Genomic DNA, 13,288 nt, shown 5'->3' on the forward strand with positions numbered 1-13,288 from the left:
CCCGCCGGAGGTGCCGCGGCGATCTACGAGATCACCGAACGGTCCGAGATGTTCGACGGGGTGTCGTCCTCCTGCGCGATCACCTCGATCTGCATGTCCCCGACGTTGGTCATCCCGATCGACAGCGTCACCTCGCAGGCCGATCCGCGGTAGTCGCCACGCTGGGCCAGGCCCCGCAGCACGAACCACGGTCCGACGCCCGCACCGAGCCAGCCCTGCAGCGCCCCGTCGAAATCGGCCACCACATAACCGAACTGGCGGACCCCGCCGGGAAACGGCGCCGCGATCCGCGATGTGTCCATCGGCCGACCGTAAGCCCAAAGTTAGTCATGAGTCAACTATTCCCAACCCGCCAATCGCGCTGTAGCGTCGCAGCCATGCCCCGCGCCGCCGATCCGATACGCGCTGACCGAAGTCAGCGCCGGACGTCGCTACAGCAGGAGCGGTCGCGGGCGACCAAGCGGATGTTGGTGCAGGCCGCGATGGCGCTGTGGCGGACCAATGGCTACGCGAACACCACCGTCGCCGACATCTGCACCGCGGCCGGGGTCTCCAAAGCGTTGTTCTACTTCTACTTCCCGCGCAAAGAGGACGTCCTGTTCGAGGTCGGGGTGATGTCCACCCGCTCGGCCCGGCACGCCGCCGACGCGCTGCTCGCCAGACCGTACGACGTCACAGCCGTGATCACCGCGGCGCTGGCCGACCTGGAGCGGTCGATGGCGCGCAACCCACCAGAATTGGTGATCGCGGCGATCCTGGAGGGTTACCGCCACGAGCACCGCATCCTGGCCGGCGCCGAAGCCGCCGACGATACGGGCGGCATGTTCACCGCGCTGTTCGACCGCGCACAGCGCGACGGCAAACTGGCCGCCCACATCGACGTCGACCATCTCGCCTACCTGGCACATACGTTGGTCAGCGAAGGCGCCCGGCACTGGGCCGCAGGCGCTTTCGGTGACCGGTCGTTCACCGAGGTGGTGGGCGCCGACATCGAGGCGTTGATCGCGGGCTTCAGCCGCGAACCCTGACGAGACGAAGGAGTCACGATGGCGTGGGATTTCGAAACCGACCCCGAGTACCAGGAGGTGCTCGACTGGGCCGACGAGTTCGTCCGGGAGGAGGTCGAACCGCTCGACATGGTCTGGCCGCATCAGCAGTTCGTCCCCCTCGACGGCGAGCGACGCCGCGCCGTCGCCCCCCTCAAGGAGGAGGTGCGCCGGCGCGGCCTGTGGGCCACCCACCTCGGACCGGAGTTGGGCGGCCAGGGCTACGGTCAGCTCAAACTCGCCCTGCTCAACGAGATCCTCGGCCGCTCGCAGTGGGCGCCGATCGTGTTCGGCTGCCAGGCCCCCGACACCGGCAACGCCGAGATCATCGCGCACTACGGCACCGAGGAGCAGAAGCAGCGCTACCTGCGTCCGCTGCTCGACGGGGAACTGTTCTCCTCCTACTCCATGACCGAACCGCACGCAGGCGCCGACCCCACGCTGTTCACCACCCGGGCGGTGCGCGACGGTGACGACTGGGTGATCAACGGGCAGAAGTTCTTCTCCTCCAACGCCGCAACGGCGGCCTTCCTCATCGTGATGGTGGTGACCAACCCCGACGTCAGCGCCTACCAGGGGATGTCGATGTTCCTGGTGCCGACGGACACCCCGGGTGTGAACATCGTGCGCGACATCGGCCTCTACGGGGAGCGCGAGGGCCACGGTGGCCACGCACTGATCCACTACGACAACGTCCGCGTACCCGCGAGCGCCCTGCTCGGCGGGGAGGGCCAGGCGTTCGCGATCGCGCAGACCCGGCTCGGCGGCGGGCGCATCCACCACGCCATGCGCACGATCGGGCTGTCCCGCAAGGCGTTGGACATGATGTGCGAACGCGCGCTCAGCCGCCAGACGCAGGGCAGCAGGCTGTCGGACAAGCAGTTCGTCCAGGGGTACATCGCCGACTCCTACGCCCAGCTGCTGCAGTTCCGGCTGATGGTGCTCTACACCGCGTGGGAGATCGACAAGCACAACGACTACAAGAAGGTCCGCAAGGACATCTCCGCGGTCAAGGTCGTCATGTCGACCGTGCTGCACGACATCGCCTGGCGCGCCATGCAGGTGCACGGTGCGCTCGGCGTGACCAATGAGATGCCGTTCATGGGCATGGTCACCGGTGCGGCGGTGATGGGGCTGGCCGACGGGCCCACCGAAGTGCACAAGACCACCGTCGCCAAGCAGGTGCTGCGTGATCACCGGCCCAGCGACGACGTCTGGCCCACCGAGTGGCTGCCCCGCAAACGCGAAGCCGCGCAACGCAAGTACGCCCAGTACCTCGAACACGAGGTGGGCAACCTGTGAGCGAGATCGACACCACCCGCCTGGCCGCGTGGATGGACGAGGCCACGCTGCCGGGCAAAGGCGAACCCCTGACGGCCCGCTTCCTGTCCGGCGGCACCCAGAACGTCATCTACGAGATCAGCCGCGGTGAGCACCGCTGCGTACTGCGCACGCCGCCGCCCGGTGCGCCGACGGACCGCGACAAGGGCATCCTGCGCGAGTGGCGGATCATCGAGGCGCTCGACGGCACCGACGTCCCGCACACCGCCGCGGTCGGGGTGTGCCCCGACTCCGAGGTCCTCGGCAGGCCGTTCTACCTCATGGGCTTCGTCGACGGCTGGTCGCCGATGGACACCCACGGCCGGTGGCCCGAACCATTCGACAGCGACCCCGCGCTGCGTCCGGAACTGAGTTATCAACTCGCCGAGGGCATCGCACTGCTGTCCAAGGTCGACTGGCGCGCCAAGGGGCTCGCCGACCTGGGTCGCCCCGACGGCTTCCACGACCGCCAGGTGGACCGGTGGATCGGTTTCCTGGAGCGGATCAAACAGCGTGAGCTGCCCGGCCTCGACACCGCGACCGCATGGCTGCGCGCCCACAAACCGCTCGACTTCATTCCGGGGCTCATGCACGGCGACTACCAGTTCGCCAACGTCATGTACCACCACGGCGCCCCGGCCCGGCTCGCCGCGATCGTCGACTGGGAGATGGGCACCGTCGGCGATCCGAAACTCGACCTCGGCTGGATGGTCCAGTCCTGGCCCACCGGAGATGCCGGCGAATCCGGGATGACGTACGTGGACATGCGCGGGATGCCGTCGCGCGACGAGGTGGTCGCCCACTACGCGGCGGTGTCCGGCAGGCAGGTCGACGATCTGGACTACTACCTGGTGCTGGCCAAGTGGAAGCTGGCGATCGTGCTGGAGCAGGGTTTCCAGCGCGCCGGTGACGACGAGAAGCTGCTGGCGTTCGGACCGGTGGTCACGGATCTGATGGCGTCGGCCGCCGAACTCGCCGAGTCGAGCGACTACCGATGAGGGCGGCGGTCTGTCCGGCCTACGGGCCGCCGGAGGTGGTGCGGATCGAGGAACTGCCCTCCCCCGCACCGGGTCCCGGGGAGGTCGTGGTGCGCGTGGCGGCGGCGGCGGTCAACTACCCCGACGTGCTTCTAATCGCCGGTCACTATCAGGTGCACGTGCCCGTGCCGTTCGTCCCGGGCAGTGAGTTCGCCGGGACGGTGATCCGGATCGGCGCGCAGACAGCGGCTTTCGCCGTCGGCGACCGGGTGTCCGGGACGGCGATCAACGGCGCATTCGCCGAGGAGGTGGCGGTGGCCGCCGCGGCCCTGACCCCGGTGGCGGCCGGAGTCGACGACCACACCGCCGCCGCGTCCGGGGTGGCGCACCGGACCGCATGGCACACGCTGCGCTCGGTGGCACGGATCGCCGCGGGCGACGAGGTGATCGTCCTCGGCGCGGGCGGCGGGGTCGGCCTGGCGGCGGTGCAGCTCGCCGCGCACCTCGGCGCCCGGGTGACCGCAGTGGCGTCGTCGGCCGAGAAACTCGCCGCGGCGACGGCGCACGGGGCGAGTGCGGTGATCGACCACCGGGCAGGGCCGCTGCGCGAGGCGTTGCGTGAGGCGGTGCCCGACGGTGCGGCCACGGTGGTCGATCCGGTGGGCGGTGAACTGTCCGAACCGGCGCTGCGCGCGCTGCGCCGCGGCGGCCGGTTCGTCACGGTCGGTTACGCCTCGGGTGTCATCCCGCGGATCCCGTTGAACCTCGTGCTGGTCAAGGGGGTGACCGTACACGGTTTCCAGTTCGGCGACGTCCCCGCCGACGAGTTCGAACGCAACGAGCAGGAACTACGGGAGTTGTTAGAGGGCAACGTCATCCGACCGCACATCGGCGCCGTCTACCCGCTCGGCGACACCGCGGCCGCGCTGCGCCACGTCGCCGACGGCCGCGCCGTCGGCAAGGTCGTCATCGACCTGTCGGACTAGCTAGCTGGCCGGGATCAGGTCGGCGGCCACCGACGGGACGACCATCATCCCGCAGCGGAAGGTCTCGGTGTGCCCGACGAAATCGGCCTCGATGTCATCGGCCGCGGCGAGCGCCTGGGCCTTGAACGCGCGGGCGGCCGCGCTGAGCTCGTGGTGCACGGCGTCGACGTCGTCGTCCAGGTCGGCCGGACAGCGCTCACCCCACAGTGTCACCTCGGTGCGGCCGTGGTCGAGTGCGGTGCGCACGTGCCGGCGCACCCGCTCGTCGCCGTCGATGAGGTCGGCTGCCACCGCGACGGTCTGCGGGTGCGGACGCTCGGTCCACGATTCGAGTACCGGCTGCAGCGGCAGCACCGTGGCCCCGAGGATCTCCAGCGGCCGGACGTCGGCGTCGGTGTCGGCGAGCAGCACTGTGACGTCCCAGCCGGCCATCGACCGGTCGTAGAGCCAGCCACCGGCGAAACGCACGGCATCCCGCACGTTCGGAGAGACGATGTCGAGGCGGTAGCGCATGTCGAATTCTTCGGTCATCTGGTGATCTCCTCGTGCGGCGTCGGAACGGGGCTGAAGTCGCGGGCCAACATCTCGGCGTAGTCCTTGAACACCTCGGCCAGCGGGATCGACGGGTCCAGCAACCATTGCGTCTCCATTCCGTTGACGAAGGCGAGAATCTCCACGGCCTTGGTGGCCGCGTTGAGGTCTTGGCGGTACCGCCCGGCGCGCTGTTCGCGCCGGATGATGTCGGCGACGATCGACGCCGCGGCCCGCTGGCGTTCGAGGAGCCGGTCGTGCAGCGGGGCGTCCGGCGCGATGTTCTCGATCAGCAGCACGGTGAACGTCCCGACGAGCTCGGGGGCGCGCTCGAACCGCTGGGCGACCCGGGCGATCTGCTCGGCGAGGTCACCGGTGTGGTAGTCGGCGTGGGTGTCGTCGTCCATGTCGCGGGCGTCGAGCACCGCGTTGAGGAGTTGTTCCTTGGACTCGAAGTGGTGCAGCAGCCCGGCCGAGGTGACCCCCGCCTCCTTGGCGATCTGCGCCAGCGACGTGTTGCGCCACCCGTTGCGGGCCAGTAGCCGCTCGGCCACCGCGAGGATCCGCTGGCGACGGTCCTCACCCTTTGCCAGCAACGTGGCGTAGGGCCTCGCGGACTCCAGGGCGGACACCGAACTCCTTCGTTCAAACCAACCTAGTGAACACACAGTAGGTAGGTTTGCGCGGTGTGACAAGGGTCTCAATGAAATCGGGTTTGGACCGGCGTCACAGTGCTGGTCAGGCGCTCAGCAGAGTGCTTAAAGTCCGAGCGATTTCGCGATGATCACCTTCATCACCTCGCTGGTGCCGGCGTAGATCCGCGCCACCCTGGCGTCGTTGTAGAGGCGGGCGATCGGGTACTCCATCATGTATCCGTAACCGCCGAACAGCTGCAGGCAACGGTCCACCGCCCGGGCCTGCATCTCGGTGCAGAACAGTTTCACCCGCGCGGCGTCCTCCCGCGACAGCACGCCGTCGACGTGGTCGAGGACGGCGCGGTCGAGCATCGCCTGGGCCGCCTCGATCTCCGTGGACACGGCGGCCAGCTCGAATTTGGTGTTCTGGAACGACGCCACCGGCGTACCGAACGCCTTGCGGTCCTTGACGTAGTCGATCGTGGCGTGCAGCGCCGAGCGGGCCTGAGCCACCGAGCCCACCGCCACCGTCAGCCGCTCCTGGGCCAGATTGTGGCCGAGGTAGCTGAACGCCTCCCCTTCCTCACCCAGCAGGTTGGCGACCGGCACCCGCACGTCGGTGAACGACAGCTCGGCGGTGTCCTGGACCTTGCAGCCCATCTTCTCCAGTTCGCGACCGCGTTCGAAGCCCGGCATCCCGTCCTCGACGACGATCAGCGACAGCCCCCTGCGGCGGTTCTCCGGATCGGTCGACGTGCGCGCCACCACCACGACGAGGTCGGCCTGGATCCCGCCGGTGATGAAGGTCTTGGCGCCGTTGACGATGTAGTGGTCGCCGTCCCGCACCGCGGTGGTGCGGACGCCGGCCAGATCCGATCCGGTACCCGGTTCGGTCATCGCCACCGCGGTCAGCAGCGTGCCCGCCGCGAGCCCCGGGAACCACCGCTGCCGCTGCTCGTCGTTCGCGTAGTGCAGGAAGTACGGCAGGATCACCTCGAGCTGGGTGCGCACCGTCGACAGCGTCACCAGCGCCCTGGCCGCCTCCTCCTGCAGCACCACGTTGTAGCGGTAGTCGTCGATACCCGCTCCCCCGTACTCCTCGGGGATCGCCATGCCGAGCATGCCGAGGGCGCCCATCTGCTTGAAGACGTCGCGCGGCATGTGCCCGGCCTTCTCCCACTCCGGGTACTGCGGGACGACCTCCTTCTCGACGAAGTCGCGGGCCAGCGCCCGGAAGGCCTCGTGGTCCTCGGTGAACAGTTCTCGGCGCACGCGGTGTCCTCCTGGTCGTGAATCAGGCGATGAGTTCGACGACGGTGGCGTTGGCCGTACCGCCACCCTCGCACATGGTCTGCAATCCGTAGCGAATCCCGTTGTCGCGCATGTGATGCACCATGCGCGTCATCAGCACCGCACCGGACGCGCCGAGCGGGTGGCCGAGCGCGATGGCCCCGCCGAGCGGGTTGAGCCGGCTCTCGTCCGCACCGGTTTCGGCCAACCAGGCCAGCGGCACCGGCGCGAACGCCTCGTTGACCTCGAACACACCGATCTCGTCGACGGTGATACCCGCCTTGTGCAACACCTTCTCGGTGGCCGGGATCGGGCCGGTGAGCATGAGCACCGGATCGGCGCCGGAGACCGCGCCGGCGCGATAGCGCACGATCGGCGTCAGACCGAGCGCCACGGCGTTCTCGGCGGTCATGACCAGCAGCGCCGCCGCCCCGTCGGAGATCTGCGACGAGTTGCCCGCATGGATGACACCGTCCTCGCGGAACGCGGGTTTGAGCCCCGCCAGCTTCTCCACCGTGGTGCCCCGGCGCACGCCTTCGTCGGCGACCACCGGCACCGGGTCGTCACCAGTGAAGACCGGCACGATCTGCACGTCGAAAGCCTTGTCGTCCTGGGCCTTCGCGGCGAGTTCGTGGGAACGGGCGGAGTACTCGTCGAGGCGGGTCCGCGACAAGCCCCACTTCTCGGCGATCAGCTCGGCCGAGATGCCCTGGTTGAACCCGAAGTCCTTGTAGCGCTCGAGCACCTTGGGGCCATAGGGCATCCCGGTGGACCGCGCCGAGCCCAGCGGCACCCGGCTCATCACCTCCACCCCGCCGGCGACGACGATGTCCTGCTGGCCCGACATCACCGCGTGGACAGCGAAATCCAGCGTCTGCTGGCTCGATCCGCACGCGCGGTTCACCGTGGTGCCCGGAATGTGTTCGGGCCAGCCCGCCGCGAGCACCGCGAACCGGCCGATGTTGCTCGACTGGTCGCCGACCTGGGAGACGCAGCCCCAGATGACATCGTCGATGACGTCGGGTTCGATCCCGGCGCGCAGCACGAGTTCGTTGAGCACGACGGCGGACAGGTCGGCGGCGTGCATATCGGACAGCCCGCCGTTGCGTTTGCCGACCGGGGTGCGGACGGCTTCGACGATGACGGTTTCGCGCATGAGATGCTCCTGCCTCGACTGCTGACTACGAATAGGCCGGACCGATCGCGCCCTGCTCCCGCAGCGCGGCGATCTCGTCGGCGGACAGGCCCAGCCCGCCCAGTATCGCGTCCGTGTGCTGGCCCAGCCCGGGCACCGCACCCATCGGCTGTTCGTACCCCTCGATCACCGGCGGCGGCAGCAGCGCCGAGATCTCGCCGCCCGGCGTCTCGACCGGCCGCCAGCGGTCCCTGGCGCTCAGATGCGGATGTGCCACGACCTCGCTGGGGCGGTTGTAGCGGGAGTTCCCGATTCCCGCGTCGTCGGCCGTCTTCTGGATGAGCGCGAGATCGTGTTCGGCACACCAGGATCCGATCGCCTCGTTGAGGGCGTCGCGGTGTGCGCAGCGGTCGGAGTTGGTCGCGTATGCAGGGTCGTCGGCCAGGTCGGGACGGTCGATGATCTCGCGCGCCAACCGCTGCCACTCGCGGTCGTTGGTGGTGCCGAGCACGACGGTCTGCCCGTCGCGGGTGGGGAACGCACCGTAGGGCGCCACCGCGGGTGAGCTCATCCCCAGCGGCTGCTGATCCACACCGGAGTGCTGGGTGTAGGTCAGCTGGTAGCCCATGATGTCGGTCATCGTGTCGAACAGGCTGACCGCGACCGCGGGCGCGGGATCGGGACCCTGATCACCCGAGCCCTTGCGCGCGTAGAGCAGCGCCATGATGGACAACGCGGCGTACAGCCCGGTGGAGATGTCGGCGACGGGCGGACCGGGTTTGGCGGGCATGTCCGGGTAGCCGGTGACCGCGCACGCCCCCGATTCGGCCTGGATCAGCAGGTCGTAGGCGCGTTTGTGAGAGATCGGCCCGCCCGTCCCGTAGCCGTCGATCTCGAGCGGGATCACCTGCGGGTGACGGTGTTTGAGGTCGGCGGCGCCGATGCCCATCCGCGCGGTCGCGCCGGGGGCGAGGTTGGAGACCAGCACGTCGGCGCCGTCGAGCAGGCGGTGCAGCACCGCCATCCCGGCCGGGGACTTGAGGTCGAGGCTCAGCGACTCCTTGTTGCGGTTGGCCCACACGAAGTGCGCGGCCTGCCCCTTGACGACATCGTCGTAGTAGCGGGCGAAGTCGCCGCCGTTGGGGTTCTCGATCTTGATGACGCGGGCGCCGAAGTCGGCCAGCACGCGGGTGCACATGGGGGCCGACACCGCCTGTTCCAGCGTCACGACGGTGATGCCGGCCAGCGGCGCATCAGAAGTCATCACATCACCATGCCACCATCCACCGGGAGTACCTGACCGGTGATGTAGGACGCGGCGTCCGAGGCCATGAACACGAACGCGCCGGCGACCTCCTCCGGCCCGGCCCACCGCTTGAGCGGGATCCGGTTCATCATGTTCGCCGCGAACTTCTCGTTGGTGCGGATGGTCTCGGTCATCGGCGTGGCCGCCAGCGGCGCCAGCGCGTTGACCATGATGTTCTTCGACGCCAGTTCGCGGGCCAGCGATTTGGTGATGCCGATGATGCCGGCCTTGGCCGCCGAGTAGTTGACCTGGCCGAGGGTTCCGGTGATCCCCGCCGACGACGTCACGTTGACGATGCGCCCGGTGCCGTCGGTCGGCATGTGCGGCAGCGCGGCCTGGGTGCAGTGGAACGTCCCCATCACGTGGATGTCGAACGTCAGCCGGAACGCCTCCTCGGTCAGCTTCGGGAACATCGCGGGCGCGGTGACACCGGCGTTGTTGACCAGGATGTGCAGCGCCCCGCCGCCGAGTCCGGCGGCCTGGGCGGCGGCCGCGTCGGCGGCCCCGCGGTCGGCGACGTCGAGTGCGCAGGAGTCGGCTTTGCCGCCGTCGGCGCGGATGCGTTCGGCGACCGCCGCCGCCGCGTCGGCGTCGATGTCGGTGACCAGTACGGCGGCCCCGGCCTGCGCCAGGGCGGCGGCCACGGCGGCCCCGATGCCGCCACCCGCGCCCGCACCGGTGACCAGCGCGGCGCGTCCGGTCAGGTCGAAGTAACCGTTGCTCATGTCAGTAGCTCCTGGGGAGGCCGAGGACGTGGGAACCGAGGAAGTTCAGGATCATCTCCTGACTCACCGGCGCGATCTTCATCAACCGGGCCTCGCGGAAGAAGCGGGCCACGTGGTACTCCTCGGCGTATCCCATCCCGCCGTGGGTCTGCAGTGCCCGGTCGGCGGCGGTGAACCCGGCGTCGGCGCACAGATATTTCGCGGTATTCGCTTCGCGCCCACAGGATTTCCCGTTGTCGTAGAGCCAGGTGGCCTTGCGCAGCATGAGTTCGGCGGCGTCCAGACGGGCCAGTGAGTCGGCCAGTGGGAACTGGATGCCCTGGTTCATGCCGATCGGACGGTCGAAGACGTGTCGGTCGGTGGCGTACTTGACGGCCTTGTCGAGTGCGATGCGGCCGATGCCGAGTGCCTCGGCGGCGATGAGCATCCGCTCGGGGTTGAGGCCGTCGAGGATGTAGAAGAACCCCTTCCCCTCCTCGCCGACGCGGTCCTCGACGGGGATGCGCAGATCGTCGATGAACAGTTCGTTGGAACTGACCGCGTTGCGGCCCATCTTGGGGATCGGTCGGATGTCCACGTGCGCCCGGTCGAGGTCGGTCATGAACAGCGTCATACCGTCGGTCTTCTTGGTGACCTCGTCGTAGGGGGTGGTGCGGGTCAGCAGCAGGATCTTCTCCGACTCCAGCGCCTTGGAGATCCACACCTTGCGGCCGTTCACTATGTAATGCTCCCCGGAGCTGTCCCGACTACGTTTCGCGAACGTGGTGATCCGTGAAGTGTCCAGTCCCGCACCGGGTTCGGTGACACCGAAGCAGACGTGCAGGTCACCACTGGCGATCCGCGGCAGGGTGCGCGCCTTGAGTTCGTCGGAGCCGTGTTTGACCACCGGGTGCATCCCGAAGATCGACATGTGGATCGAGCTCGCGGCGTTCATCCCGCCACCGGAGCGGGCCACCGCCTCCGCGAGCAGCGTCGCCTCGGTGATGCCGAGACCGTGTCCGCCGTACTCCTCGGGGATCGTCATCCCCAGCCAGCCGCCGCCGGCGACGGCGTCGTAGAACTCGGTGGGGAATTCGTGGTTGGCGTCCTTCTCCATCCAGTACTGGTCGTCGAACCGCGCGGCGAGCTCGCTGACCGACTTGTAGATCAGCTGCTGGTCCTCGGTCAGCTCGAAGTTCATACCGCCCGACACTTGGTTCTCCTTCGTCGTCGAATCGCTGTTCTCACACAGCAGTTCACCGGCGCGGCCAGTCGCGGCCGCACCGGTGAACACACCCGTACGTCAGTCGCGGGCGCCGCTGACCGCCTTCGCGTTGGCCTGGAAGTCGGCGAAGCTCGACCCGCTGCGCTCCTTGTGGGCACTCAGCGCGCGGATCGACACGTCGTGACCTTCGGCGGCCTTGCGCAGCGCGCCGACGGTCGCCTGCTCCTTCGGGATGTGCTTGAACGGCTCGAAGTGGTACCAGCGGATCGCGTTCTCGTGGGTGATCTTGTTGATCTCGTCGTCGGGCACCTCGTAGGTGTCGAACACCGCGCCCAGTTCCTCGGGCGCACCCGGCCACATGGAATCGCTGTGCGGGTAGTCCATCTCCCAGCAGATGTTGTCGATGCCGATCATGTGGCGGTTCTTGACACCGACCGGATCGGAGATGAAGCAGGTCAGGAAGTGCTCGCGGAACACCTCCGAGGGCAGCTTGTCGCCGAAGTTCTGGTGCGTCCACGTCGAGTGCATCTCGTAGGTGCGGTCCACCCGGTCGAGGAAGTACGGGATCCAGCCAGTGCCGCCCTCGGACAGCGCAATCTTCAGCGTCGGGAACTCCTTGATCGGCGCGGACCACAGCAGATCCGCGGCCGCCTGCACGATGTTCATCGGCTGCAGCGTGATCATCACGTCCATCGGCGCGTCCGGCGCGGTGATGGCGAGCTTGCCCGACGATCCGATGTGCACGTTCATGATCGTCTCGGTCTCGACCAGCGCCTCCCACAGCGGTCGCCAGTGCTCGAGATCGTGGAAGCTCGGATAGCCCAGCGTCGAGGGGTTCTCGGTGAAAGTCAGCGAGTGCACGCCCTTCTTCGACACCCGCCGGACCTCGTCGGCGCACAACTGCGGATCCCAGATCGCCGGGATCGCCATCGGGATGAAGCGGCCCGGGTTGCTCCCGCACCACTCGTCGATGTGCCAGTCGTTGTAGGCCTGCACCAGTGCCAGCGAGAAATCGGGATCCTCGGTGGCGAACAGGCGCGCGGCGAAACCGGGGAACGACGGGAAGTTCATGGTCGCCAGCACGCCGCCTGCGTTCATGTCCTTGACGCGCTCGTCGGGGTCGTAGCAGCCCTTGCGGATCTCGTCGAGGCCCTGGGGTTCGAGGCCGTACTCCTCCTTCGGCCGCCCGGCGACGGCGTTGAGGGCGACGTTGGGGATGACGGTGTCGCGGAACTGCCAGGTGTCGGAGCCGTCGGGGTTGTGGACCAGCCGCGGCGCGTCGTTGATGTACTTCTCGGGCAGGTGGTTCCTGAACATGTTCGGCGGTTCGATGATGTGGTCATCGACGCTGATCAGAATCATGTCGTCGTACTTCACGGCTCTAGTCCTTCCGACTCACGGCTCCGTGCGCTGGCGAAGTTCTCTCAGTTAGGAAACTATCTTCTCACTTCAGGAGAATCAATGACGGAGAACAATTGCCGCAGATGCATCGGCCTTGACCGGCGACGCCCCGCACTCCCGTATTGACCATCACGCACCTCGTGTGGAAACCTGTTAGTCAGAAATGAGAACCTGATTCTCACCCGCGAGAGGAGAGGCCCGTGCGGCTGGCCCCGTTGCCGGCAGATGAGTGGGACGACGACGTGCTGCGCGCACTGGCGGTCATGCTCCCCGAGGAACGGCACAACCCGGAGGGCGCGGGGAACCTGCTCGCCACACTCGTCCGTCATCCGAGCCTGACCCGGGCGTTCCTGCGGTTCAACGTGCACCTGCTGTTCCGGTCCACACTGCCGGCCCGGTTGCGCGAACTGGCGATCCTGCGCGTAGCCCATCTGCTCGACTCGGAGTACGAGTGGCGCCACCACGTCGCGATGGGCCGCTTAGAAGGGCTCACCGACGCCGCGATCGAAGGTGCCGCACGCGGCGAGGGCGGTGACGAACTCGACCAGGCGGTCCTCGACGCGACCGACCAGCTCCAGGACAAGGCCAACATCTCCGACGAGACGTGGGCCCAACTCAGCGATCATCTCGACGAGCGCCAACGGATGGACCTCGTCTTCACCATCGGCTGCTATGGCGCTCTGGCCATGGCCATCAACACATTCGGCGTAGAACCCGACCAGGAGGGCTGAC

At 68.0% G+C, this 13,288-nt stretch carries 14 protein-coding genes; 5 read left to right on the forward strand and 9 right to left on the reverse strand.

The annotated features are described in order from the left end of the window. Positions 1-23: 23 nt before the first annotated feature. Complete coding sequence (locus AU194_RS24115; protein WP_082698825.1) at positions 24-302, reverse strand: VOC family protein; 279 nt, start codon at positions 300-302, stop codon at positions 24-26. Positions 303-377: 75 nt separating this feature from the next. Here AU194_RS24115 and AU194_RS24120 point away from each other — a divergent pair, with 75 nt between their 5' ends. From AU194_RS24120 to AU194_RS24135, 4 genes are read left to right on the forward strand one after another with little or no spacing between them, the layout of a single operon-like run. Then, positions 378-1,028 carry a TetR/AcrR family transcriptional regulator gene (locus AU194_RS24120; RefSeq protein ID WP_059091799.1) on the forward strand — a complete coding sequence of 217 codons (651 nt, stop codon included), beginning with the start codon at positions 378-380 and terminating at the stop codon, positions 1,026-1,028. A gap of 18 nt (positions 1,029-1,046) precedes the next feature. After that, positions 1,047-2,348, forward strand: a complete 1,302-nt coding sequence (locus tag AU194_RS24125; protein WP_059091800.1) for an acyl-CoA dehydrogenase family protein — start codon at positions 1,047-1,049, stop codon at positions 2,346-2,348. A gap of 32 nt (positions 2,349-2,380) precedes the next feature. Continuing rightward, complete coding sequence (locus tag AU194_RS24130) at positions 2,381-3,364, forward strand: phosphotransferase family protein (RefSeq protein ID WP_059091833.1); 984 nt, start codon at positions 2,381-2,383, stop codon at positions 3,362-3,364. Beyond that, the gene (locus AU194_RS24135) at positions 3,361-4,329 is read left to right on the forward strand and encodes a zinc-binding dehydrogenase (protein WP_059091801.1); all 969 of its coding nucleotides are present in this window, start codon (positions 3,361-3,363) and stop codon (positions 4,327-4,329) included. Before AU194_RS24130 ends, AU194_RS24135 begins: the two co-directional genes overlap by 4 nt. Here the strand turns inward: AU194_RS24135 and AU194_RS24140 are convergent, their stop codons facing one another. The 8 genes from AU194_RS24140 to AU194_RS24175 all read right to left on the reverse strand — a co-directional run bounded on the left by AU194_RS24140 (position 4,330) and on the right by AU194_RS24175 (position 12,532). Further along, a complete protein-coding gene (locus tag AU194_RS24140; protein ID WP_059091834.1) occupies positions 4,330-4,842 on the reverse strand; it encodes a hypothetical protein in 513 nt (170 codons plus the stop codon). Positions 4,843-4,856: 14 nt separating this feature from the next. Continuing rightward, positions 4,857-5,492 (reverse strand): TetR/AcrR family transcriptional regulator, encoded by a 636-nt coding sequence (locus AU194_RS24145; RefSeq protein WP_059091802.1) that lies wholly within the window; start codon positions 5,490-5,492, stop codon positions 4,857-4,859. 126 nt (positions 5,493-5,618) lie between these two features. Continuing rightward, on the reverse strand, positions 5,619-6,767 hold the full coding sequence (locus tag AU194_RS24150) for an acyl-CoA dehydrogenase family protein (RefSeq protein WP_059091803.1): 1,149 nt from the start codon (positions 6,765-6,767) through the stop codon (positions 5,619-5,621). A gap of 22 nt (positions 6,768-6,789) precedes the next feature. Further along, positions 6,790-7,941, reverse strand: coding sequence for a thiolase family protein (locus AU194_RS24155; RefSeq protein WP_059091804.1), 1,152 nt, complete (start codon positions 7,939-7,941; stop codon positions 6,790-6,792). Positions 7,942-7,966: 25 nt separating this feature from the next. Further along, positions 7,967-9,184 carry a CaiB/BaiF CoA-transferase family protein gene (locus tag AU194_RS24160; protein WP_059091835.1) on the reverse strand — a complete coding sequence of 406 codons (1,218 nt, stop codon included), beginning with the start codon at positions 9,182-9,184 and terminating at the stop codon, positions 7,967-7,969. Further along, positions 9,184-9,951, reverse strand: coding sequence for an SDR family NAD(P)-dependent oxidoreductase (locus AU194_RS24165; RefSeq protein WP_059091805.1), 768 nt, complete (start codon positions 9,949-9,951; stop codon positions 9,184-9,186). Before AU194_RS24165 ends, AU194_RS24160 begins: the two co-directional genes overlap by 1 nt. A 1-nt stretch (position 9,952) precedes the next feature. After that, entirely contained in the window at positions 9,953-11,131 is a 1,179-nt protein-coding gene (locus tag AU194_RS24170; protein WP_059091836.1) for an acyl-CoA dehydrogenase family protein, read from the reverse strand. A 102-nt stretch (positions 11,132-11,233) separates the two neighbouring features. Next, on the reverse strand, positions 11,234-12,532 hold the full coding sequence (locus AU194_RS24175; RefSeq protein WP_157576490.1) for an amidohydrolase family protein: 1,299 nt from the start codon (positions 12,530-12,532) through the stop codon (positions 11,234-11,236). A 224-nt stretch (positions 12,533-12,756) separates the two neighbouring features. Here AU194_RS24175 and AU194_RS24180 point away from each other — a divergent pair, with 224 nt between their 5' ends. Further along, on the forward strand, positions 12,757-13,287 hold the full coding sequence (locus tag AU194_RS24180; protein ID WP_059091806.1) for a carboxymuconolactone decarboxylase family protein: 531 nt from the start codon (positions 12,757-12,759) through the stop codon (positions 13,285-13,287). The last annotated feature ends 1 nt before the right edge of the window (position 13,288 follow it).

The sequence above is a fragment of the Mycobacterium sp. GA-2829 genome (assembly GCF_001499965.1).
Classification (GTDB): Bacteria; Actinomycetota; Actinomycetes; order Mycobacteriales; family Mycobacteriaceae; genus Mycobacterium.

Coding starts and splice junctions, on each gene's coding strand:
- AU194_RS24115 (WP_082698825.1), bottom strand. CDS start 302: ATGGACACATCGCGGATCGCGGCGCCGTTTCCCGGCGGGGTCCGCCAG.
- AU194_RS24120 (WP_059091799.1), top strand. CDS start 378: ATGCCCCGCGCCGCCGATCCGATACGCGCTGACCGAAGTCAGCGCCGG.
- AU194_RS24125 (WP_059091800.1), top strand. CDS start 1,047: ATGGCGTGGGATTTCGAAACCGACCCCGAGTACCAGGAGGTGCTCGAC.
- AU194_RS24130 (WP_059091833.1), top strand. CDS start 2,381: ATGGACGAGGCCACGCTGCCGGGCAAAGGCGAACCCCTGACGGCCCGC.
- AU194_RS24135 (WP_059091801.1), top strand. CDS start 3,361: ATGAGGGCGGCGGTCTGTCCGGCCTACGGGCCGCCGGAGGTGGTGCGG.
- AU194_RS24140 (WP_059091834.1), bottom strand. CDS start 4,842: ATGCGCTACCGCCTCGACATCGTCTCTCCGAACGTGCGGGATGCCGTG.
- AU194_RS24155 (WP_059091804.1), bottom strand. CDS start 7,941: ATGCGCGAAACCGTCATCGTCGAAGCCGTCCGCACCCCGGTCGGCAAA.
- AU194_RS24160 (WP_059091835.1), bottom strand. CDS start 9,184: ATGACTTCTGATGCGCCGCTGGCCGGCATCACCGTCGTGACGCTGGAA.
- AU194_RS24165 (WP_059091805.1), bottom strand. CDS start 9,951: ATGAGCAACGGTTACTTCGACCTGACCGGACGCGCCGCGCTGGTCACC.
- AU194_RS24170 (WP_059091836.1), bottom strand. CDS start 11,131: ATGAACTTCGAGCTGACCGAGGACCAGCAGCTGATCTACAAGTCGGTC.